General features: G+C 74.4%; 20 protein-coding genes. 9 read left to right on the forward strand and 11 right to left on the reverse strand.

The features are described from left to right. Positions 1 to 23: 23 nt before the first annotated feature. Positions 24 to 1745 (forward strand): FAD-dependent oxidoreductase, encoded by a 1722-nt coding sequence (locus WCD74_RS24415; protein WP_337697501.1) that lies wholly within the window; start codon positions 24 to 26, stop codon positions 1743 to 1745. On the opposite strand, the gene WCD74_RS24420 is transcribed toward WCD74_RS24415, so the two are convergent. Continuing rightward, positions 1732 to 2595: an LLM class flavin-dependent oxidoreductase gene (locus WCD74_RS24420; RefSeq protein WP_337697502.1), complete on the reverse strand. Its 864-nt coding sequence runs from the start codon at positions 2593 to 2595 to the stop codon at positions 1732 to 1734. The two genes, WCD74_RS24415 and WCD74_RS24420, sit on opposite strands and share 14 nt — an antisense overlap. Continuing rightward, positions 2592 to 3620 carry an aldo/keto reductase gene (locus WCD74_RS24425; RefSeq protein ID WP_337697503.1) on the reverse strand — a complete coding sequence of 343 codons (1029 nt, stop codon included), beginning with the start codon at positions 3618 to 3620 and terminating at the stop codon, positions 2592 to 2594. Before WCD74_RS24425 ends, WCD74_RS24420 begins: the two co-directional genes overlap by 4 nt. Positions 3621 to 3711: 91 nt before the next feature. On the opposite strand from WCD74_RS24425, the gene WCD74_RS24430 reads away from it, so the two are divergent. Further along, positions 3712 to 4254: a TetR/AcrR family transcriptional regulator gene (locus WCD74_RS24430; protein ID WP_337697504.1), complete on the forward strand. Its 543-nt coding sequence runs from the start codon at positions 3712 to 3714 to the stop codon at positions 4252 to 4254. A gap of 167 nt (positions 4255 to 4421) precedes the next feature. Here the strand turns inward: WCD74_RS24430 and WCD74_RS24435 are convergent, their stop codons facing one another. Next, the gene (locus WCD74_RS24435) at positions 4422 to 5768 is read right to left on the reverse strand and encodes an MFS transporter (RefSeq protein ID WP_337697505.1); all 1347 of its coding nucleotides are present in this window, start codon (positions 5766 to 5768) and stop codon (positions 4422 to 4424) included. Between the two features lie 69 nt (positions 5769 to 5837). Further along, positions 5838 to 6467, reverse strand: a complete 630-nt coding sequence (locus tag WCD74_RS24440; protein WP_337697506.1) for a TetR-type transcription factor C-terminal domain-containing protein — start codon at positions 6465 to 6467, stop codon at positions 5838 to 5840. A gap of 89 nt (positions 6468 to 6556) precedes the next feature. Between WCD74_RS24440 and WCD74_RS24445 the strand changes: the two genes are divergently transcribed. From WCD74_RS24445 to WCD74_RS24455, 3 genes are read left to right on the forward strand one after another with little or no spacing between them, the layout of a single operon-like run. After that, positions 6557 to 7369: an SCP2 sterol-binding domain-containing protein gene (locus WCD74_RS24445; RefSeq protein ID WP_337697507.1), complete on the forward strand. Its 813-nt coding sequence runs from the start codon at positions 6557 to 6559 to the stop codon at positions 7367 to 7369. After that, complete coding sequence (locus tag WCD74_RS24450) at positions 7366 to 8190, forward strand: alpha/beta fold hydrolase (RefSeq protein ID WP_337697508.1); 825 nt, start codon at positions 7366 to 7368, stop codon at positions 8188 to 8190. The genes WCD74_RS24445 and WCD74_RS24450 overlap by 4 nt, the downstream gene beginning before the upstream one ends. Then, on the forward strand, positions 8187 to 9878 hold the full coding sequence (locus WCD74_RS24455; protein ID WP_337697509.1) for an AMP-binding protein: 1692 nt from the start codon (positions 8187 to 8189) through the stop codon (positions 9876 to 9878). The genes WCD74_RS24450 and WCD74_RS24455 overlap by 4 nt, the downstream gene beginning before the upstream one ends. Here WCD74_RS24455 and WCD74_RS24460 read toward each other — a convergent pair. The 6 genes from WCD74_RS24460 to WCD74_RS24485 all read right to left on the reverse strand — a co-directional run bounded on the left by WCD74_RS24460 (position 9793) and on the right by WCD74_RS24485 (position 17432). After that, the gene (locus WCD74_RS24460; protein ID WP_337697510.1) at positions 9793 to 10770 is read right to left on the reverse strand and encodes a 2Fe-2S iron-sulfur cluster-binding protein; all 978 of its coding nucleotides are present in this window, start codon (positions 10768 to 10770) and stop codon (positions 9793 to 9795) included. The genes WCD74_RS24455 and WCD74_RS24460 overlap by 86 nt on opposite strands. After that, entirely contained in the window at positions 10767 to 12581 is a 1815-nt protein-coding gene (locus WCD74_RS24465) for an NAD(P)H-dependent oxidoreductase subunit E (protein WP_337697511.1), read from the reverse strand. The genes WCD74_RS24460 and WCD74_RS24465 overlap by 4 nt, the downstream gene beginning before the upstream one ends. Positions 12582 to 12592: 11 nt before the next feature. Beyond that, positions 12593 to 14539: a molybdopterin oxidoreductase family protein gene (locus WCD74_RS24470; protein WP_337697512.1), complete on the reverse strand. Its 1947-nt coding sequence runs from the start codon at positions 14537 to 14539 to the stop codon at positions 12593 to 12595. Positions 14540 to 14620: 81 nt separating this feature from the next. Then, a complete protein-coding gene (locus WCD74_RS24475; protein ID WP_337697513.1) occupies positions 14621 to 15325 on the reverse strand; it encodes a PAS domain-containing protein in 705 nt (234 codons plus the stop codon). A gap of 44 nt (positions 15326 to 15369) precedes the next feature. Continuing rightward, positions 15370 to 16755: a sensor histidine kinase gene (locus WCD74_RS24480; RefSeq protein ID WP_337697514.1), complete on the reverse strand. Its 1386-nt coding sequence runs from the start codon at positions 16753 to 16755 to the stop codon at positions 15370 to 15372. Then, on the reverse strand, positions 16752 to 17432 hold the full coding sequence (locus WCD74_RS24485; RefSeq protein WP_337697515.1) for a response regulator transcription factor: 681 nt from the start codon (positions 17430 to 17432) through the stop codon (positions 16752 to 16754). Before WCD74_RS24485 ends, WCD74_RS24480 begins: the two co-directional genes overlap by 4 nt. Before the next feature lie 125 nt (positions 17433 to 17557). On the opposite strand from WCD74_RS24485, the gene WCD74_RS24490 reads away from it, so the two are divergent. Further along, positions 17558 to 18028 carry a hypothetical protein gene (locus tag WCD74_RS24490; RefSeq protein ID WP_337697516.1) on the forward strand — a complete coding sequence of 157 codons (471 nt, stop codon included), beginning with the start codon at positions 17558 to 17560 and terminating at the stop codon, positions 18026 to 18028. A gap of 168 nt (positions 18029 to 18196) precedes the next feature. On the opposite strand, the gene WCD74_RS24495 is transcribed toward WCD74_RS24490, so the two are convergent. Further along, positions 18197 to 18589, reverse strand: a complete 393-nt coding sequence (locus tag WCD74_RS24495) for an SRPBCC family protein (RefSeq protein ID WP_337697517.1) — start codon at positions 18587 to 18589, stop codon at positions 18197 to 18199. 124 nt (positions 18590 to 18713) lie between these two features. Here WCD74_RS24495 and WCD74_RS24500 point away from each other — a divergent pair, with 124 nt between their 5' ends. The 3 genes from WCD74_RS24500 (at position 18714) to WCD74_RS24510 (ending at position 21084) form a co-directional block, all read left to right on the forward strand. After that, the gene (locus tag WCD74_RS24500; RefSeq protein ID WP_337697518.1) at positions 18714 to 19049 is read left to right on the forward strand and encodes a hypothetical protein; all 336 of its coding nucleotides are present in this window, start codon (positions 18714 to 18716) and stop codon (positions 19047 to 19049) included. 78 nt (positions 19050 to 19127) lie between these two features. Then, positions 19128 to 20009 carry an oxidoreductase gene (locus WCD74_RS24505; RefSeq protein WP_337697519.1) on the forward strand — a complete coding sequence of 294 codons (882 nt, stop codon included), beginning with the start codon at positions 19128 to 19130 and terminating at the stop codon, positions 20007 to 20009. 13 nt (positions 20010 to 20022) lie between these two features. After that, positions 20023 to 21084, forward strand: a complete 1062-nt coding sequence (locus WCD74_RS24510; RefSeq protein ID WP_337697520.1) for a glycosyltransferase family 4 protein — start codon at positions 20023 to 20025, stop codon at positions 21082 to 21084. The last annotated feature ends 1 nt before the right edge of the window (position 21085 follow it).

Raw genomic sequence — 21085 nt, forward strand, 5'->3', positions numbered from 1 at the left:
GGGAAGCATCAGGATTCCCGACCATGGTGACCACCGACGTCGTCGTCGTGGGGACCGGGCCGGCCGGGGCGTCGATGGCGCTCGCGCTGGCCCGGCTGGGCGTGGACCACATCGTGGTCACCCGCTACGAGACGCTCGCCGCCGAGCCGCGCGCGCACATCACCAACCAGCGCACGATGGAGGTGCTGCGCGACCTCGGGGTGTCCGACCAGGTCGAGGCCCTGTCCACGCCGCAGGACCAGATCGGCACGACGACGTTCTGCACCTCGCTGGCGGGCGAGGAGCTGGGGCGGGTGCGCTCGTGGGGCACCGACCCGCACTCGCAGGCGGCCCACCGCCTGGCGAGCCCCGCCCGCATCTGCGACATGCCGCAGAACCTCATGGAGCCGATCCTCGTGCAGGGCGCCCAGCGGGTGGGCTCGCGGATCCGGTTCTCCACGGAGTACCTGTCGCACGCGGTCGACGACGACGGGGTGACGGTCTCGGTCCGCGACCGGCTGCGGGACGACACCTACGAGATCCGGGCGAAGTACCTCTACGGCGCCGACGGCGGGCGGTCGAAGGTCGCGGAGAACGCGGGCCTGCCGATGCGCGGCGAGATGGGCGTCGCGGGGTCGCTGAACATCGTCTTCCGGGCGGACCTGACGCCGTGGGTCGCCCACCGCCCGAGCGTCCTGTACTGGGTGCTGCAGCCCGGCTCCGACGTCGGCGGCATCGGGATGGGCGTCGTGCGGATGGTCCGGCCGTGGAACGAGTGGCTGACGATCTGGGGCTACGACGTCGCCGACGGCCCGCCGGACCTGTCCGACGAGTACACGCGGGGCCTGGTCCGCCGGCTGGTCGGCGTCGAGGACCTGGACGTGGAGATCGTCGGCAGCTCGGCGTGGACGGTGAACCACATGGCCGCCGAGCACTACGGCCGCGGCCGGGTGTTCTGCGGCGGCGACGCGGTGCACCGCCACCCGCCGTCCAACGGGCTGGGGTCGAACACGTCGATGCAGGACTCGTTCAACCTGGCCTGGAAGCTCGCGTACGTGCTGCGCGGGGCGGCCGGGCCGGCGCTGCTCGACACCTACTCCGACGAGCGCGCGCCGATCGGGCGGCAGGTCGTCGACCGGGCGAACCAGTCCATCGGCGAGACCGGCCGCATCTTCGACGCCCTCGGCGTGAGCGGCACCGACGACCCCGAGGTCATGAGGGCCAACATGGCCCGCCGTCGGGAACCGGGGGCCGAGAAGCAGCGCCGCGAGCTGCGCGAGGCGATCGCGTTCAAGGCCTACGAGTTCGACGCGCACGGCGTCGAGCTCAACCAGCGCTACGTCTCCTCGGCGGTCGTGCCGGACTCGCTCGCGCCGGACCCGCTGGCCTCCGCGGAGGACCCGGAGCTGCACCACGTCGCGTCGACGACGCCGGGCGCCCGCGTGCCGCACGTGTGGCTCGCGGGACGCCACGGCGACGTCTCGACGGTCGACCTCGCCGGGCACGGCCGCTTCACGCTGTTCACCGGCCCCGGCGGCACGTGGCCGTCGTCGGACCTGGTGCACGTGATCGTCGTCGGGCCGGGGGAGGAGATCGAGGACCCCTACGGCGACTGGGCGCGGCTGCTCGCCGCCGAGGGCATCGCCGACTCCGGGGGCGTGCTGGTCCGGCCGGACCACCACGTGGCGGCACGGTTCGCCTCGGTGCCGGACGACCCGGCCGCGGTGCTGGAGCAGACGGTGCGGCGGCTCCTCAGCTCCGCGTGACGATCTCGTCGGCCACCCACCGCACGACCTTCTCCGGGTACGGCGCCGGCAGCGACAGCACGAGGTGGGTGAACCCGGCGTCCACGGCCTGCGCGACGTGGGCCCGGGTCGCGGCGGGGTCGTCGTACGAGACCCCGACGACCAGCGAGCGCCTGATCGTCGCGGGATCGCGGCCGATCTCGGCGCAGTACCGGTCGAGCAGGGCGCCGCGCGCGCTCGCATCGGTGACGTCGCCGCCCGGGTAGTTCCAGACGTCGGCGTGCTCGGCGACCACCCGCAGGGTGCGACCGGCGCGGCCGCCGATCACGAGCGGGGGACCCAAGCGCTGGACCGGCTTCGGGCTGCACCACGCGCCGGTGAGCTGCAGATACTCCCCGTCGACGTCGAACGGCTCGTCGGCGGTCCAGAGTCGGCGCAGCAGGGCGCAGGTCTCGCCGAGCCGGGCGACGGCCTCCGCCGAGTCCCAGTACGGCAGGCCGTGGGCCTCGTACTCGCGGCGGGCGAACGGAACGTCCGGCCGCGACCCGGCGCCGAGCCCCATCTCGAGCCGACCCCCGCTGACGACGTCGACCGTCGCGGCGATCTTCGCGAGGACGGCCGGCGGGCGGAACCGGTTGCTGGTGACGAGCACGCCGAGCCGGATCCGCTCGGTGGCGGCGGCCAGCGCGGCGAGCAGCGTCCAGCCCTCGAAGGTCGGCCCGAGCGGGTCGCCGAAGATCGGCAGCAGGTGGTCGTAGAGCCAGGCGTGCTCGATCTCGGGGACCGTGTCGGCCTCCTGCCACACCCGAAGGAGCTCGGGGTACGCGATCTGGCTGGGCGGGGTGGCGATGCCGAAGCTCGGGGCGCTCACGCGGCCGACCGCGTCGAGGTGGGGCGGCGCCGCAGCCGGGGCTCGGCGAGGGCCGGCGTGCCGTAGGCGTGCGGCAGCGGGCTCGCGTCGGTGCCCGGGGCGACGATCTCGTCGATCCGGTCGAGGATCTCGTCGTCGAGCGTGACCTCGGCGCCGGCGAGCACGTCGTCGAGGTGGGCCATCGTGCGCGGGCCGATGATCGCGCTGGTGACCGCGGGATGCGCCGTCACGAACGCCATCGCGAGGTGCGTCAGCGACAGCCCGGCCTTCTCGGCGAGGGCGATCAGTGCCTCGACGGCGTCGAGGCGGCGCTCGTCGCGCATGTGGGAGAAGCCGTACTGCGCCCGGTGCGTGTCCGGTGCCTGGCCCTTGCGGTAGCGGCCGGTCAGCATCCCGCCGGAGAGCGGGCTCCACACCAGGGCCCCCATCCCGTACCGCTCGATCGCGGGCAGCACCTCGCGCTCGATGCCGCGGTCGAGGATCGAGTACGGCGGCTGCTCGGTGCGGAAGCGCTCCAGGTGGCGCTGCTCGGAGACCCACTGCGCCTCGACGATCTGCGACGCCGGGAAGGTCGACGAGCCGATGGCGCGCACCTTGCCGCTGTGGACGAGGTCCGACAGCGCGGACAGGGTCTCCTCGACGTCGGTGTCCGGGTCGGGGCGGTGCACCTGGTAGAGGTCGATGTGGTCGGTCTGCAGGCGGCGCAGCGAGTCCTCCACCGCGCGGACGAGCCAGCGGCGGGAGCTCCCGCGCATGTTCGGGTCGTCGCCCATCGGGTTGAAGGCCTTCGTCGCGAGCACGACGTCGTCGCGGCGGTCCTTCAGCGCCTTGCCGACGATCTCCTCGGACTCGCCGCGGGAGTACATGTCGGCGGTGTCGACGAAGTTGACCCCGGCGTCGAGGGCGCGGTGGATGATCCGGACCGAGTCGTCGTGGTCCGGGTTGCCGATGGCGCCGAACATCATGGCGCCGAGGCAGTAGGGGCTGACCTGGATGCCGGTGCGGCCCAGCGTGCGGTACTTCATCGGGTTCTCCCTGCGCTATCGTCGTCCCGAAACGGAACGTGCTTCCGGAACTCTAGACGGAACGTCGTTCCGCTTGCAAGGAGGTGCCGTCGTGGTGCGTGCGGACGCGCAGCGCAACATCGGGGCGCTGCTCGAGGCCGCCACCGAGGTCTTCGCGACGGCGGGTGTCGACGCCCCGGTGCGGGCGGTCGCGGCGCGGGCGGGGGTCGGGGTCGGCACGGTGTACCGGCACTACCCGAAGCGCTCCGACCTGGTCGCCGCGGTGTTCCGGCACCAGGTGGACGCGTGCGCGGAGGCCGCCCCGGTGCTCGCGGCGCAGTACGGGCCGGGGGAGGCCCTGGAGCGGTGGCTGGGGCGGTTCGTCGACTTCCTGGCGACGAAGCGGGGGCTCGCGGCCGCCCTGCACTCCAGCGACCCGGCCTTCGACGCCCTGCCGGCCTACTTCGAGACCCGGTTCGTGCCCGCGCTCACGCAGTTGCTCGACGCCGCCGTGGCCGCGGGCGAGGTGCGCGACGACGTCCCGGCGCTCGACCTGCTGAACGCCGTGGCACACCTGTGCCTGCCCGCGGACGGCGTGGGGCCGGATCACGCGCGGCGCATGACGACGGTGCTCGCGCGGGGTCTGCGGGCCTGAGCCCCGCCGAGTGCGGCGTCCGGCAGGAATCCGGGTGCCCGGACCTGCGTGGTGGCGCACTCGGCCCGGAGTCCCGGGCGCCCCGTCGCCGAGTGCGACGTCCGGCAGGAATCCGACCCGCCGAACCTGCCTGGCGGCGCACTCGACGAGCGAGGGTCGCCCGGAGGTCAGGCGACCGGCTCCCGCGTGGGCTCCGACACCTCGTAGAGGTCCCGCTGGAACCGCTCGCGGATCGACGCGACGGCGACGAACGTGATCGCGGCGCAGCCGATGACGTACACCGCCACCGACCAGGACGCGCCGGTCGCCGCCAGGAGCGCCGTCATGATGAAGGGCGCGAGACCGCCCGCGAGGACCGAGGCGACCTGGTAGCCGAGCGAGGCGCCGGAGAAGCGGACGTCGGCCGGGAACATCTCGGCGTAGAGCGTCGCCTGCGGCCCGTACATCGTCGCGTGGATGGTGAAGGCGACGAGCAGGGCGAGCAGCACCAGCGGGACCGACCCGGTGTCGATCAGCCAGAACAGCGGGAACGCGAACACCGCCATGGAGACGCAGCCGACGAGGTAGAGCTTCTTGCGCGAGCCCAGCCGGTCGGTGAGCGCGCCGAAGAACGGCATCGTGATCACCTGCGAGAGCCCGGCGACCATGACGCAGACGAGGATCGACGTCCGCGACATCCCGACCTCGGTCGTCGCGTAGCCCAGGATCCCCGAGATCAGGATGTAGAAGACGGCGTTCACGACGAAGAACGCACCCGCGGCCTGCAGGATCGCGAGGCCGTGGTGGCGGACCGCCTGCACCAGCGGCGCCTTCCGGACGCCGGCCTCGCGCGCGGCCGCGGCGGAACGCTCCCGCAGCTCGTGGAACACCGGGGTGTCCTCGATCTTGAGCTGCACGTACACGCCGATGCCGATCAGCAGCAGGCCGCTCAGGAACGGGATGCGCCAGCCCCACGTGTCGAAGGCCGCGGGGGACATGGTCGCCGTGAGGATCAGGAAGAACAGGTTGCCCAGCACCGCGCCCGCGACGGCGCCGGTCTGCACGAGGCTGCCGTAGTAGCCGCGGCGGTTCGTCGGCGCGTGCTCGACCAGCAGCAGGGCCGCTCCGCCCCACTGCGCGCCGACGCCGAGTCCCTGGACCAGCCGGGCGAGCACCAGCAGGACCGGCGCCCACACCCCGATGCTGGAGTACGGCGGCAGCACCCCCACCGCGAACGTCGCGAGGCCCATGACGAGCATCGCGGCGACCAGCGGGGGCTTGCGCCCGAACCGGTCGCCGACGTGGCCGGCGATGATCCCGCCGACCGGGCGCGCGATGAAGCCGACCGCGAACGTCGCGAACGAGGCGAGCGTGCCGGCCACCGGGTCGGCCGAGGGGAAGAACTGATGGCCCAGCACGAGGGCCGCGGCCGTCGCGTAGATGAGGAAGTCGAACCACTCCAGCGTGGTCGCGAACACCGCGGCGGCGGCGAGCCGCCGCATCTTCGCGGGAGCGACCTCGGTCCCAGCGGGCATGGCGCGTCCTCCGACTTGGTACGAACGATCGTTCGTAACGTAGAGGTGTGACCGGGACCTCGCAAGTCGTCAGTGCGGCAGCGGGGCTTCGAGCAGGGCGAGGGCGTAGCGGGCCTGCTGCTCGGCGAGCTGGCCCCGCGAGAGCCGGCCGTCCGCCCGGTACCACCCGGACACGGCGCTCAGCGCGGTGAGCACCGTGCGGGCCGCGTCGTCCGGGTAGGGCGTGCGGAACGTCCCGTCGGCCACGCCCTGGGCGACGATCTGCTCGAACACGGCCTGGGTGGCGTCGCGCTCGGCCACCAGTGCCACCCGGTCCGCGCCGGTCAGGTACCGCACCTCGTTGGTCGACACGACCATCGCGACCTGGTGTTCCACGATGAACCGCACGTAGGCGCGAACCGCCTCGCGCATCCGGGAGGCGGCGTCGTCGCCGGCGTCGTCGACCGCGGCGCGCAGGCGGGCGGTGAGCTCGTCGTTGGCGCGGCGGAGTACCTCGGCGAGCAGGCGCGACTTCGACGGCACGTAGTTGTAGAGGTTCGACAGACTCGTCCCCGCCCGCTTCGCGACGTCGCGCATCGAGGCGCCGTGGAAGCCCGCGGCGCCGAACGCGTCGAGGGCGGCGTTGAGGATCGCGGCCTCGTTCCCGCGGCCGGTGTCCGCCACCAGCGACGTCACGGCGGCCGGGGAACGGGCGTTCATGACGGCGAGGCTAGCGTCCTTGACGGCCGGGAGGGCCGATGGTTCTCTGATGAACGATCGTTCGTATCTTCCAGCGACGGAGGTCCCGCGTGACGGGTGTGCTGATGTCCCGGACCGACCGCTGGTTCGAGGACTTCGCCGTGGGGGAGCACTTCACCAGCGGTCCCCGCGCCGTCACGGCCGAGGATCTCGCGGCGTTCACCCGCCTCTCCGGCGACGACCACCCGCTGCACGCCGGCCCGGACGCGATGCTGCAGGGTCCGTTCGGGATCGCCGTCGCCATGGGGCTCATGCAGTCGCTGGACATCCACGGTGATGCGGTGCAAGGGCTGCTCGACACTCGCTGGACCTACCGCGCCCCGATCCGGGTGGGGGACGTCCTGCGGCTGGAGCTGACGATCGTGCGGACGCGGCGTACCCGCGGCGGCACCCGCGGGGTGGTCACCCGGCTCATGCGCCTCGTCGGCGATGACGGGGCCACCCGCCAGGAGGGCACGACCGCCGCACTGGTCGCCGCCCGCACCGACGGCCCCGACGACGCCCGCCGTGCCTTCGGCACGCCCGGGTGGGCCCGACTCGTCGTCGCGGACCTCGACCCGGCGTTCGCGGAGACCCTCGCGACGTGGGACGGCACGATCGGCCTGCGCTGCGACGACGACGAGGTCCACCTGCGGGTCTACCGCGGCCAGGTGATCGACGTGAGCCCGCGCGTTCCGCACGGCGCCACGTTCACCGTGGCCGCCGACGCCCGGACCTGGCTCGAGCTCGTCGAGTCCGCGGACAACCCGTTCATGCGGCTCGCGATGATTGGCCGGTTCACCGTCTCCGGCGACGGCTACGAGTACCTCCGCCTCACCTCCGCCCTGCACCAGCTCGTCGACGCCGCCCGGAGGGCCTCGTGACCGGCTACCTGACCGTCGGCGGCGCCCTCGCGTTCGTCGAGGACCACCGCGTTCCCGGGGCGCCGGACGCACCCGCCGTGCTCTGCCTGCACACCGCCGGGCAGTCCGGCGCGCAATGGCGCCACGTCGCGCCGGAACTCGCGGCGGCCGGGTACCGGGTGGTGGTCCCCGACCTGCCGGGGCACGGCCGCTCCGAGCCGGCGCCCAGCGGTCCGGTCGACGACCTCGGGGCCTACGCCGCCTGGCTCCTCGCCCTCGTCGACACGATGGGCCTCGAGCGGTTCTCCGTCGCCGGCTGCTCGATCGGCGGGAAGATCGCCCTGGACCTCGCCGTGCGCGCCTCCGCCCGCCTGGACGCCGTCGTCGCGATGGCCGCGGACGCGTGGACGGGTGGGCGGCCGTCGGTGAAGGGACTCCGCCGCGAGCTGGCCGACGTCGCCGCACCCAGCCGCTCGGACCGCACCGAGCTGGGCACGTACGCCGTCCTGGGCCGCGCGGTCGACCCGGCGCGCGCCGCCCTGATCGCGACGATGCACCGCCGGGAGGACCCCGTCGTCTCGAACTCCGACCTGATCGGCTGGGCGTCGCACGACCTGCGCGAGCAGCTCGGCGCGATCACCTGCCCGCTGCACCTCGTGGTCGGCGCGGACGACCTGTGGCTCGACGCCGAGCGGGTGCGGTGGACGGCCTCGCGCGTCGCCGGCGCACGATGCACGGTGCTGGACGGGGTGGGGCACTACCCCATGGAGGAGATGCCGGGGTTCGCGGCCGTGCTCGACGGCTGGTTGCGGGAACTGACGGCGGACCGGGAGGCAGCGTGAGCGAGCCCGTGGTGACCCCGCACCGGGTCGCTCCGTTCCCGACGCCGGGCGAGCGCCCGGCCGACCTGCCCGACCTGGTCGGCCGGCTCGCCCGCCGCGACCCCGAGGTCGCCGCGGTGCACGAGCGGACCCCGGACGGCCTCGTCACCGTCACCCGCGGCGAGCTCTGGCAGCGCGTGCGCGCGCTCGCCGAGGACCTGCGCGAGCACGGGATCGTCCCGGGTGACGCGGTCGCGGTCTGGCTGCCCAACTGGACCGAGGCGCTCGTGTGGCAGTGCGCGGTCGCCGCGCGCGGCGGGCACGTCGTCGGGATCAACACGCGCTACGGGATCGAGGAGGCCACCCACGTCCTGGCGCGGGCCCGTCCCCGGCTGGTCGCGCTCGCGCCGGACTTCCACGGGCTCGACCTCGTCGGCCGGCTCCGGGCGGCGATCGAGGGCTCCGGCGTGCTGCCCGAGGTCGCGCTGGTGCGCGGGGAGGGGTCCACACCCGACGTCGGAAAGGCCGTCTGGACCCCGGCGCGGACCGACGGCCCGGAGCCGGAGCGTTCCGACCCGGCGGCGCTCGCGGTCGCCTTCACGACGTCCGGCTCGACCGGCCTGCCCAAGCTCGCCGCGCACACCACCGCGGGCGTGCTGTCCCACGGGGTCGCCGGCGCGGCGGCGCTCGGCCTGCGCGAGGGCGACGTGGTGCTCGGGGCGCTACCGCTCTCGGGGGTGTTCGGGTACAACGCGGTCGTCGCCGGGCTCGCCGCCGGCGCCGCGGTGCTGCTCGAGCCGGTGTTCGACGCCGACGACGTCCTCGACGACATGGCCGCGGTCGGCGTCACCCACCTCGCGAGCGGCGACGACCTGGTGCTGCGGCTGGTGCAGGCGTGCCGCGCCCGCCGTCGGGACCTCTCGGCCTGGCGGTGGTGGGGCGTGGCGGACTTCCAGGGGCGCTCGCGCGAGCTCGCGGCGTGGCTGGCCGAGGAGTTCGGGGTCGTGACGGCGGGGGTGTACGGCTCGTCCGAGGTGTTCGCCCTGACGTCCACGTGGCCGGACTCCGAGCCGGCGCCCGCGCGCTGGGCCGGCGGCGGACGCGTGGTGCACCCGGGCATCGAGGTGCGCGCGGCCGACCCGGTCACCGACGAGGTCCGCGAACCCGGCGTCGAGGGGGAGCTGCAGTTCCGCGGGCCGAACGTGGTCGACGGCTACCTGGGCTCGGAGCCGCGGGACGCGCAGCGCAGCGGAGCCGGACCCGTGCCGGACGTGTGGACCGCGGACGGCTGGTTCCGCTCCGGCGACCTCGGCGTGACCGTCGACGAGGGCGCCTTCGTCTACGTCTGCCGGATGGGCGACGCCCTGCGTCTGCGCGGGTTCCTCGTCGACCCGGCCGAGATCGAGGTGCGGCTCGCGGCGCACCCGGCGGTGCACACGGCGAAGGTCGTCGGGGTCGAGGGTCCCGACGGCGGGACGGTGGCGGTCGGGTTCGTGACGCTCGACGGCGCCGGGCAGCCGGGGGACCTCCGCGCCTGGTGCGCGGAGGTGCTCGCCCCGTTCAAGGTGCCGGCGGCGGTCCACGTGCTGGACGCGATGCCGACGACCTCCGGGACGAACGGCCTCAAGATCCGGGCGGAGGAACTGCGTCGGATGGCGAGGGAGGCGGAGCCACGTTCTGCACGTGCTGGAACCCGAACCGCCCCTTGATGCACAGGTGGCCGTGGGTCACCGAGTGGTCCGACGGTGAGGTCACGTTGACGATGGTGTTGTCCTGCACGTGCAGCTCCAGCGAGCAGCCGACGCCGCAGAACGAGCAGATCGTCGTCGTGACCGTCTCGTGGTCGGAGTCCCACACCCCGGCCTCGCGGCGCTCGTGCTCGGCGACCGACTTGAGCGCGCCAGTGGGGCACACGCCGATGCAGTTGCCGCAGTACACGCAGGCCGAGTCGGGCAGCGGGACCGCGAACTCCGTCGAGATCGTGGCGTCGAACCCACGCCCGGCGACGGCGATCGCGAACGTGTTCTGCGCGTCCGTCCCGCACGCCTCGACGCACTTGTAGCAGAGGATGCAGCGGGCGTAGTCGCGCACGTAGAGGTCGTTGTCGACGGTGACCGGCTGGGCGACCGTCGCCCGCGTCTCGCCGTCCGGGGTCGCGTGGTGCCCGGCGTGGCGGTTCCCGCGCTCGCCGGCCTCCGCGGGCGGGCCGGGCGGACCGTAGCGCTCCGGGTCGGCGCCGTACTCGATCGACCAGCGCGCGACGTCGTCGCCGGCCTGGGACAGGTCGTTGGCGCTCGCCAGCAGCTCCAGCACCATGCGCCGCGAGTGCGCCACGCGCTCGGTGCCGGTGCGCACCACCATGCCGTCCTCGACCTTGCGGGCGCAGCTCGGCACGAGCGGCCGGGACCCCTCGACCTCGACGACGCACACGCGGCACGCGTTCACCGGCGTCAGGTTCGGCGCCTGGCAGAGCCGCGGCGTGTCGCAGCCCGCGTCGTCCAGGACGTCCATGATCGTCGCGCCCTCGGGGACGCGGTGCTCGACGTCGTCGACGGTGACGCTCACCAGCCGGCGGATCGTGCCGAGGTCCACGGTGGTCACGGGGCAGCTCCGATCAGTCCCAGGGACAGGGCCGAGCGCACCGCGGACGCCGCGGTCTGCCCGAGCCCGCAGATCGACGCGTCGGTCATGACCCGGTCGACGTCGGTCAGCAACTGCAGTTCGACGGTGCGCCCGCCGATCTCGCGGCCGCGGACGATGCGCGCGAGCGCCTCCTCCTGCCGGACCGTCCCGACACGGCACGGCACGCACTGCCCGCACGACTCGTCGCGGAAGAACCCCGCGATCCGTCGGAGCACCGCGGCGAAGTCGGTCGAGTCGTCGAAGCACAGCACCACGCCGGAGCCGAGCGTCGCGCCGATCTCGCGCGTGCCCTCCAGGGTGAGCGGGACGTCGAGCTGGTCGGGCGTGACGAACGAGCCGGCCGCGCCACCCAGCAGGATGGCCTTCAGGCGTGGCGGCACCCCGCCGGCGAGCTCGAGCAGCTCGCGCAGCGTCGTCCCCATCGGGACCTCGTAGACGCCGGGTCGGGCGACCACCCCGGACAGGCAGAACAGCTTCGTCCCGGTCGAGCGCCCGGAGCCGACGGACGCGAATGCGGGCCCGCCCTCGGTGACGATGCGCAGGACGTTGACCAGCGTCTCGACGTTGTTGATGACCGTGGGCTTGCCGAACAGCCCGGCCACCGTCGGGAACGGCGGCTTGGCCCGGGGCTCCCCACGGCGGCCCTCGAGCGAGTTCATCAGGGCGGTCTCCTCGCCGCAGATGTACGCGCCCGCCCCCCGCCGGACCTCGAGGTCGAACGCGCGGCCGGAGCCCATGACGTCGGGGCCGAGGTAGCCGTGGCGCCGGGCCTCGTCGACCGCCGTCAGGATCGCCGTCTCGGCGGCCGGGTACTCGCCGCGCACGTAGAGGTAGCCGGTCCGGGCGCCGACCGCGATCCCGGCCACCGTCATGGCCTCGACCAGCGCGAACGGATCGGCCTCCATGAGCACGCGGTCCTTGAAGGTGCCCGGCTCGGACTCGTCGGCGTTGCAGACCAGGTACTTGACCGGGTCCGGGGAGCCGGCGACCGCGGACCACTTCGTGCCGGTCGGGAAAGCCGCGCCACCGCGCCCGGTCAGCGACGCGACGGTGATCTCGTCGACCACCCGCGCGGGCCCGACGGCGAGCGCCCGGCGCAGCCCGGCGTAGCCGCCGGCGGCACGGTAGGAGTCCAGGTCCGCCGGGTCGACGACCCCGACCCGGGACAGCAGCTCCAGGTCCGGCGACCCGGCCTGCGGGGTGCTGACGACGGGATCCGGGCCGGCCACGTCCTCCCCGTCGAGGGCGTGGACCACCGCGTCGGCGTCGGCCGGCGCGATCTGGCCGTGCCCGTCCGTCTTCTGCAGGAACACCGCCGGCGCCCGCTCGCACAGGCCGAGGCACGGGCTGCGGGTCCAGGTGACCTCCTCGCCGGTGCCCGCCGGGCCGAGGCGTTCCTCGATCGCGCGGCACAGGTCCTCGCCGCCGAACGCGGCGCACCCGACGTCGTCGCACACGTGCGCCACCCGCGGCGCGCGGGGGTTCACCGAGAACAGGGCGTAGAAGGTCGCGACCCCGTACGCCTCGGCCGGCGGCACGTGCAGCGTCTCGCAGACGTAGGACAGGGCGCCGCGGCTGATCCAGCCCACGGCGTCCATCACCGCGTGGAACGCGGGCAGCAGGAGGTCCCGCCGGCCCTCGTCCGCCGCGCCGGTGCCGAGGTCCGGGCCGGCCGGCGTCCTGGGTGCCGTCCCCGCGTTCCCGACGACCGCGTCGACCGCCGCGCGCTCCGCCGTGGTGGGGGCGTCGGTGAGCAGGGTCAGATCCACGCGAGTACCTCCTAGGAACCGGCGACCGGGACGCGGGTCTCGGCGGCCGCGGTGCGGGCGCCGACGTCGAGCTTCTCGAGGCGGATCGCGGTCGCCTTGAACTCCGAGGTGCCGGACTGCGGGTCCCACGCCTCGTTGGTGATCAGGTTGACGTCGACCTGCTCGGAGAAGTGCGGCGTGATGAACGCCAGCCCCGGGCGGGCGGCCGGGTCGAAGCGCACCGGCGCCTCGACGGCACCGCGGCGCGAGACCACCCGCACCCGCTCGCCGTCCGCGATCCCGAGCGCGTGCGCGTCCGCGGGGTCGACGCACAGCGCCTCGTCGCGGCGCAGCGGGGAGGCGTAGCCGCCGGTCTGGACCCCCGAGTTGTAGGAGTCGAGCGTCCGCACCGTGGTCAGGCGCAGCGGGAACTCCGCCGAGAGCTCGTCGAGCGGCCCGGCGTGCTCCACCGGCGCGAACGGGGCCGGCGCGCCGCGCCTCGCCGGGTCGCGCTCCCACAGCCGGGTGTGCATCGTCGGGGTCCCCGGGTGGTCGAGTGAGGGGCACGGCCACTGCAGCCCGCCCTCGGCCTCGAGCCGCGCGTAGGACATCCCGGCGTGCCACTGCAGCGACAGCGACCGCAGCTCGTCCCAGACCTCCTCGGCGGAGGGCTGGCCCCAGTCGTGCCCCAGCCGGCGGGCCATCTCGTGGAGGATCCAGGTGTCCGGGCGGGCCTCGCCCGGCGGGTCGAGCGCCTTGCGCACCCGTTGCACCCGCCGCTCCGACGAGGTGACCGTGCCCTCGTACTCGCACCAGTCCGCGCACGACGGGAACACGACGTCGGCCAGCTCCGCCGTCGCCGTCCGGAAGATGTCCTGGACGACGAGGTGGTCCAGCCCGGAGAGCATCGCGCGGGCGTGGGCGACGTCGGCCTCGGACTCGGCCGGGTTCTCGCCCACGACGTACACCGCGCGGACCTCGCGGCGCTCCATCGCCTCGAACATCTGCGACAGGTGCAGGCCCTTGACGGCCGGGACCGTCGAGCCCCAGGCGGCCTCGAACCGGGCCCGGTGCTCGTCGTCGGCGACGTCGTAGCCGCCGGGCAGCTTGTTGGGGATGGCGCCCATGTCGCCACCGCCCTGCACGTTGTTCTGCCCGCGCAGCGGCACCAGCCCGGACCCCCAGCGGCCGACGTGCCCGGTGAGCAGGGCGAGGTCGATCAGGGCGCGGACGTTGTCGACGGCGTTGTGGTGCTCGGTGATCCCGAGGGTCCAGCACAGCTGCGCCCGGTCGGCGCGGGCGTAGGCGAGCGCGGTCTCGCGGATCAGGCCGGCGTCGACCCCGGTGACCTGCTGTGCCCGCTCGAGGGTCCACGGCTCGACGGCCCGGACGTACTCCTCGAACCCGGTGGTGGCGCGCTCGATGAACGCCCGGTTCTCCAGCCCGGCGTCGAGGATCACCTTGCCCATGGCGTGGGCCAGCGCGATGTCGGTGCCGACGTCGAGCGGCAGGTGCCCGCGCGCCCAGCGGGCCGTGGAGGTGCGGCGCGGGTCCACGACGTAGAGCTCCGCGCCCCGGCGCAGGCCCTGCAGGACGTGGTGGAAGTAGATCGGGTGGGTCTCGCGCGCGTTGGAGCCCCACAGGATCACCAGGTCGGTCTCCTCGACCTCCTGGTAGGCGCTGGTGCCACCACCGGCGCCGAACACCGCCGTCAGACCGACGACGCTGGGAGCGTGTCAAGTGCGGTTGCAGGAGTCCACGTTGTTGGACCCCATCACCACCCGCGCGAACTTCTGGGCGACGAAGTTCATCTCGTTGGTCGCCTTGGAGCAGGAGAACATCCCGTACGCGTCGCCCGGCACGCCCCGGAACCCGGCTGCGGCCCGCTCCAGGGCCTCGTCCCACGAGGCCTCGCGCAGCTCGCCATGGGCGTCGCGGACGAGCGGGGTGGTCAGACGGACGTGGCGCGGTGCGCGCATCGCGGATCTCCCGACGGGAACGACTGCGGGACGGGTTGTGCTGCCCGTCACGCTAACCGCGCGTGCGACCCACGTCACGCGTCAGGGGAGCTCCGGCACCGTCAGGCCGCCGAGCAGGCCGCCGAGGCCCTCGACGTCGGGGTCCAGCCGGACCGCGATCACCCGCTCCGCCACCACGATCAACGGCACCGCGGCGACGTTCGCGAGGTGCGCGAGCAGGGCGGTCGCCGCGTCGTGCGGGAGCTCGGTGACCTCGGCGAGGACGTCGACCGCGCGGGCGAGCAGGCGGTCGTGCTCGCGGGCGGCCTCCGTCGGCCAGATCGTGCCGCGCGGGTCCGGGATCGCGATCGGCACCGTCGGGGGAGCGAAGGGGCCCGTCGAACCGGGCGGGCGACCTGCGGCGTGGGCGGCGCGGGCCGCGGCGGGCGTGGGCCGGTGCGTGGCGAGGTGCACCAGGTAGCCGCGCAGGACGAGCGACGCCGCGTCGGGGACCGGGAAGCCGAGGGCGGTCACCTCGTGGACCTCGCCCGTCACCGACACGATGCGGTGCCGGTGGGTGTAGGGCAGCCGGTTGCTGCACGCGTCCGCCATGACGCTCTCGACCTGGGCCCGGTCCGCCGGGTGCTTGTGCGCGATCACCAGCGCCCGGCTCGGCCGGACCTGCCCGGGGGAGTAGCCGAGCAGGTGGAACATGGTGTCGTTCCAGTCCCAGCGGTCGCTGCTCGGATGCCAGGTGTACTCGCCGATCCTGTCCATCCCGCCCCCGAGGTCGCTGGGTCCGGACATCACCGGAAGGTAACGGCGTGGGCACGAAAGGGGTAGGTGGCTTTTCACACAGTGGGAGGAACGGCGGACCGGAGCGTGACGACGAGATCCGATCCGGACCCGTCGGCGGCCGCCCGGTAGACCACGTCACCCCCGTGGGCGCGCGCCAGCGCGCGGGCGATCGACAGGCCCAGGCCGGCGCCCCCGGCGTCGCGGGCCCGGGCGGAGTCGAGCCGGACGAGCCGGTCGAAGATGCGGTCCCGGTCGGTCTCGGCGACGACCTCGCCGTCGTTGTGCACCACGACCTCCCCGTCCCGCACCCGGACCCGCACCGACCCGCCGTCGGGAACGTGGCGACGGGCGTTGTCGAGCAGGTTGACCAGGATGCGCCGCACCCGCCCGACGTCGACGCGGGCCGGGACCGGGCCGGTGGCATCGACCGCGACGTCGAGCCCGGGGTCGAGCAGCCGCAGCCGGTCGACCTGCTCGGCCGCGAGCGCTGCCAGGTCGACCTCGGTGCGCTCGAGCTCCTGGCCGCCCTCGATGCGGGCCAGGTCGAGCATGTCGGTGACCAGCGAGGCCGCCCGCGAGGTCTCGCGCACGAGCGCGATCGCCAGCTCCTCCCGGACCTCGCGGTCGTCGTCGGAGTCGCGCACGAGGGTCTCGGCGAGGGTCTGCATCCCGGCGAGCGGGGTGCGCAGCTCGTGGGCGGCGTCGGAGAGGAAGCGCCGGGTGGTCGCCTCGGACTCGCGGGCCTCGCGGGCGGAGGACTCGGAGCGGTCCTGCGCGGCGTCGAGGGCGTCGAGCATCTCGTCGAACGCCGCGGCCGTGCGCCCGATCTCGGTCCGGTCGGTGCGCGGGCGCAGCCGCCGGCCGCGCTCCCCGCCCGCGATCGCTCGCGCCACGCGGGTCATCGCGTCCAGCGGACGCAGCGCGATCGTCACCCCCGTGAGCAGCACGAGCGCCGACACCACCAGGCCGACGACCCCGACCCCCACCATCACCCCGCGCAGCCGCGACAGCACCGCCTCGACCTCGCCGGGGTCGGACGAGAGCCGCAGCACGCTTCCGTCGTCCAGGGGCTTCTCGACGGCGAGCGGGGCGCGGGGGCCGCGGGGTCCGTCCTCCCGCGGCGGGCCGCCGCGCGGACCGCGGGGGCCCGGCGGACCGGGGGCGCCCTGCAGGACGGCGCCGGTGGCCGCCAGCCGGGTCGCCCGCACTCCCTGGCCGTCGAGCAGGGCCACGAGCTGGTCCGGGGGCACCTGCCGGGCGACGAGCGCGTCGGCCCGCGCGGCGCGGTCGGCGAGACCGGAGCGCTGGTCGCGCCCCAGGGCGGCGGTCAGCCCCAGGTCGACCACGACCCCGGCCACGAACAGGGTGACGGCGAGGATCGCGACGACGGTCGCCGTCACGCGGGCCCGCAACGACCACGCGGGGACGATCCGGTTCATCCGTCGGCCCGCAGGGTGTAGCCCAGGCCGCGGGCGGTGTGCACGATCCGCGGCCCGTGCGCCTCCAGCTTGCGGCGCAGCGCCGAGAGGTGGACCTCGACGAGGTTGGGGTCGTAGGCGTCGTAGCCCCAGACCTGGGTGAGGATCTGGTTCTTGCTCACGGTGCGGCCGCGCTGCTCGGCGAGGTAGCGCAGGAGCCGGAGCTCGGTGGCCGTGAGCCTCAGCGGGGCGCCCGCGCGGGTGGCGACGCCGGCCGCCTCGTCGATCACCAGGTCCCCGACGGTCAGCGCCGTCGGCGCCCGGCCGCGCCGGCGCAGCACCGCGCGGATCCGGCTGGTGAGCTCCTCGAGCAGGAACGGCTTGACGACGTAGTCGTCCGCACCGGTGTCGAGGCCGCGGAGCCGGTCGTCCAGGGCGTCGCGGGCGGTGACCATGACGATGCCCGCGTCGGTGCGGTCGCGGACGACGCCGAGCAGGGCGAACCCGTCGCGCCCGGGCAGCATCACGTCGAGCACGACCAGGTCGGGGCGGAACCCGTCAAGGGTGTCCTCGATCCCGGTGCCGTCGGGCAGGCCCTCGGCGGTGAAGCCGGCGCGGTCGAGCGCGCGCACGATCGCGGTGCGCATCGTCGCCTCGTCCTCCACGACGAGCACGCGCGGGCTGTTCATCGGCTCCATCAGACCAGTCGGGAACGCGCCCGGAGCTGAAGCCGCGCTGAGGGTCGTGTGCGCCTCAGGGTGGCTTCAGCTCCGGGCGCCAGGGTCGGTGAGGTCCGAGCGGTGCTGCGAGACGGAGGAGAACGATGACCGAGAACGACCCGCCCACCCAGCCGGCGGCGCCCACTCCCACGCCCACGCGCTGGCAGCGGATGCGCCCGCGGGGCCGGGGCGTGACGGTGCTGGTCGGCGTCGGCGCGTTCGTGCTGGGGCTGCTCGTGGCCGGAGTGGTGCTGCTGGCGACCCCGCTGGGCGGTGGCCACGACGGGCCCGGGCGCGGCGAGCGGGCGGTCGCGGGGCAGGGTCCCGGTCGCGACGGCGGGCCGGGGCCGGGTGGTCCGGGGCGCGGCGGCCCGGAGCGGGGTGGTCCGGCCGCACGGGGTGGTGACGGCGGCCCGGTGATCCAGGTGCAGCCGGGCGGCACCGTGATCGTCCAGCCCGGGGCGACGGTGCAGCAGCCGGGCGCCGCGGGCGCGCCGGGCACCCCCCAGGCGCCGGCGGCCGTGCCGGCACCTGCCGCTCCGGCGGCACCCGCCGTGCCGACGCCGGCCGGCTGACCGGTTCGAGCGAAGGGGCCCATCGGTCGGTAGAGCCGGCGGTGGGCGCCCTTCGCCGGCCGGCGCCGTCGGCGATCTGCACTGGCGGTGGGCGCCCATGGCCCGTCTACCCGACCGAGGGGGCCCTTCGCTCGACCTCGGCGACGGCACCACCACTACCCGGTGCCCTCAGCCCGACTCCAGCACGCCCTTCAACGTCGCCAGGTCCGTCGCCACCGCCGCGGCGTCGGCCTGGACGTCGGCGTCGGTCATCCCCTCGCGCGGGCGCACCGAGAACACCACCTCGGCGGCGCCGTCCCACTCGACGACGCGCATCGGGTTGAGCACCTCGGTGCCGTCGGGCAGGCGCACCACGTGGTCGAGCACCCCGAACTCGTTGCGCTCGCAGAAGCGCACACCGACCGTCCCGAGGGGGCCCGTCGCGGTCCACCACCCGTCCCCGGCCGGGCGGAGCTCCGCGGTCGACAGGCCCGCCGCCCACTGCGGGAGGTTCGCGGGATCGGCGGCGTACGCGTAGACCTCGCGCCAGGGACGGGCGATCACCGTGGAGACGTGCGGCACGGAGTCATCCTGGCAGCGCGTCACCCGATGCGGCGAGAAGCGTCCGGAAACCGTGTCCCGTGCCGGGAGGGGGAGTTGACGACACGTCTGTCGAACGTCCCCCCGAAAGGAACACCCGACTCCCATGTCGATGCTCCGCACGACCGTCCTCGCCACCGCCGTGATCTCCACCGGCCTGCTCTCGAGCGCCGGGATGGCCTTCGCCGGCGACAACCCCCACGGTGACCACCACGGCCACCACGGCGGCGCCACCGTGCAGAAGGGCCTGATCAACTCCAGCGACTTCGCGCCGAACACCCCCGTGAACGTGTGCGGCAACAACGTGCCCGTGAACGCGGCCGGCGTGCAGGTGCCGGTGCAGGACAACGTCGGCTCCGTGCCGCTGCTCTCCGACGCGGGCCACGGCAACTCGGCCTCGAGCTCGAAGACCTGCTCCTCGCCGATCCACGCGATCAACTGAGGTCCGGACGGGGGGACGCCCGGTCCCAGGACGGGCGCTCCCCTCGCACGGCCCCCCGACGCGGGGGAGGCTGGTGCCATGTCCATCACGACGGAGCTCCCGGGCGGCACCTTCCACCTCGGTGACCTCGAGGTCACCCGCGTCGGCTACGGGGCGATGCAGCTCGCGGGCCCGCATGTCTTCGGTCCGCCCGCCGACCGGGACGCGGCGGTCGTCGTCCTGCGCGAGGTGGTCGCACTCGGCGTCAACCACATCGACACGTCGGACTTCTACGGCCCGCACGTGACGAACGAGATCCTCCGCGAGGCGCTCGCGCCCTACCCGGACGACCTGCGCATCGTCACGAAGGTCGGCGCCTTCCGCGACGAGCAGGGTGGGTGGCCGACGGCGCTCGAGCCGCAACAGCTGCGCCAGGCCGTCGACGACAACCTGCAGCGCCTGGGCCTGGACACCCTCGACGTCGTCAACCTGCGCATGCCCGGCGGCGCCGACACGATGACCCCGCAGCCGCAGGAGCCGATCGAGGAGCGCTTCGGCACGCTCGCCGAGCTCCAGCAGCAGGGCAAGATCCGCCACCTCGGGCTGTCCACGGTGAACGCCGAGCAGATCGCGGCGGCGCAGGCGATCGCCCCGGTGGTGTGCGTGCAGAACCCGTACAACCTCGCCCGCCGCGACGACGACGCCCTGATCGCCTCGCTGGCCGAGCAGGGCATCGCCTACGTGCCCTACTTCCCGCTCGGCGGCTTCTCGCCGCTGCAGTCCTCGGAGCTGGACGCGGTGGCCGGTCGTCTCGGGGCGTCGCGGATGGCGGTGGCGCTCGCCTGGCTGCTGCAGCGCTCGCCGAACATCCTGCTCATCCCCGGCACGTCGTCGGTGGAGCACCTGCGCGAGAACGTCGCCGGGGCGGGCCTGCACCTCCCCGACGACGCCGTGGCCGAGCTGGACGCCATCGGGGCGTGATTGCATCGCGGTGATGCGCATCAGGGTGGAGCTGCCGGAACAGTCGGACGTCGACGCGCACGCGGCCGCGAACGCGCGGGGCGAGGTGCCCGACCGCACGCCCTACGGCCTGCACCACCTCGCCGACGACGATGACATCGAGCTGGAGTTCCGGGCGCCCCTGTCCGGGCGGTCCGCCTGGGTCGCCCGCAAGGTCCGCAACCGGCTCGACGGCTACGAGCCCGTCGCGGAGCTGCTCGGCGCGGGCGGGCGACGGCACGCGGACGTCGTGTTCTGCATGGACGAGCGCACCGGGTTCCCGGCGGCCCTGCTCCCGGGCGGGCCGCCGGTGGTCTCCGGGCTCGTGTGGGTGCAGGGGCCGGAGACCTACTCGCGGGCCGAGCGGCCCGTCGTCCGGAAGGCCCTGGAGTCCCTCGCCGGGATCGTCACGCTGGCGCCGGGGCTCTACACCGACCTCGTCGACGGTTGGGGGCTGGACCCCGCGACGGTCCACCCGTGCCGCTTCGGGATCGACCTCGAGTTCTTCGGGGTGCGGCCGTGGTCGGAGGCGACACCGCTCGTGGCCGGGGTGGGCGACGACGCGGACCGGGACCACCCGCTGCTCGTCGAGGCCGTCTCCCGGCTGGCCGCCCGCCGGGAGGTCCGGCTGGAGATCGGCACGACGATGGACGGCGTGGAGATCCCGGAGCACCTCGGCGTGGTGCACCGCCGCCGGATGGAGGGGGCGGTACGGGCGATGTACGGGCGCTCGACGGTGGTCGCGCTCGCGCTGCACCCGACGAGCCGCGGCAGCGGGTCGACCGTGGTGCTGGAGGCGGCCGCGAGTGGCCGGCCCGTCGTCGCCACCCGGACCACGGCCATGGAGGCACTCGTCGAACCGTCGCGCGGGGTCCTCGTCGAGCCGGACGACCCGGACGCCCTGGCCGACGCGATCGGCGCGCTGCTCGACGACCCCGACCGGGCGCGGGCGATGGGGGAGAACGCCCGCGCGTGGGTCACCGAGCACCACAGCAGCGCGCGGATGGCCGCGGACTTCCGGGACGTGATGCGGGACGTGGTTCGCCGCCGCCGCTGAT

Origin of the sequence: Actinomycetospora aurantiaca, assembly GCF_037401875.1 — a bacterium.
Taxonomy (GTDB): domain Bacteria; phylum Actinomycetota; class Actinomycetes; order Mycobacteriales; family Pseudonocardiaceae; genus Actinomycetospora; species Actinomycetospora aurantiaca.

Bases quoted from the DNA above. Each gene is read 5' to 3' on its own strand.
- WCD74_RS24415 (WP_337697501.1), top strand. From the start codon at position 24: ATGGTGACCACCGACGTCGTCGTCGTGGGGACCGGGCCGGCCGGGGCG.
- WCD74_RS24425 (WP_337697503.1), bottom strand. From the start codon at position 3,620: ATGAAGTACCGCACGCTGGGCCGCACCGGCATCCAGGTCAGCCCCTAC.
- WCD74_RS24435 (WP_337697505.1), bottom strand. From the start codon at position 5,768: ATGCCCGCTGGGACCGAGGTCGCTCCCGCGAAGATGCGGCGGCTCGCC.
- WCD74_RS24440 (WP_337697506.1), bottom strand. From the start codon at position 6,467: ATGAACGCCCGTTCCCCGGCCGCCGTGACGTCGCTGGTGGCGGACACC.
- WCD74_RS24475 (WP_337697513.1), bottom strand. From the start codon at position 15,325: ATGTCCGGACCCAGCGACCTCGGGGGCGGGATGGACAGGATCGGCGAG.
- WCD74_RS24480 (WP_337697514.1), bottom strand. From the start codon at position 16,755: ATGAACCGGATCGTCCCCGCGTGGTCGTTGCGGGCCCGCGTGACGGCG.
- WCD74_RS24485 (WP_337697515.1), bottom strand. From the start codon at position 17,432: ATGGAGCCGATGAACAGCCCGCGCGTGCTCGTCGTGGAGGACGAGGCG.
- WCD74_RS24490 (WP_337697516.1), top strand. From the start codon at position 17,558: ATGACCGAGAACGACCCGCCCACCCAGCCGGCGGCGCCCACTCCCACG.
- WCD74_RS24500 (WP_337697518.1), top strand. From the start codon at position 18,714: ATGTCGATGCTCCGCACGACCGTCCTCGCCACCGCCGTGATCTCCACC.
- WCD74_RS24505 (WP_337697519.1), top strand. From the start codon at position 19,128: ATGTCCATCACGACGGAGCTCCCGGGCGGCACCTTCCACCTCGGTGAC.
- WCD74_RS24510 (WP_337697520.1), top strand. From the start codon at position 20,023: ATGCGCATCAGGGTGGAGCTGCCGGAACAGTCGGACGTCGACGCGCAC.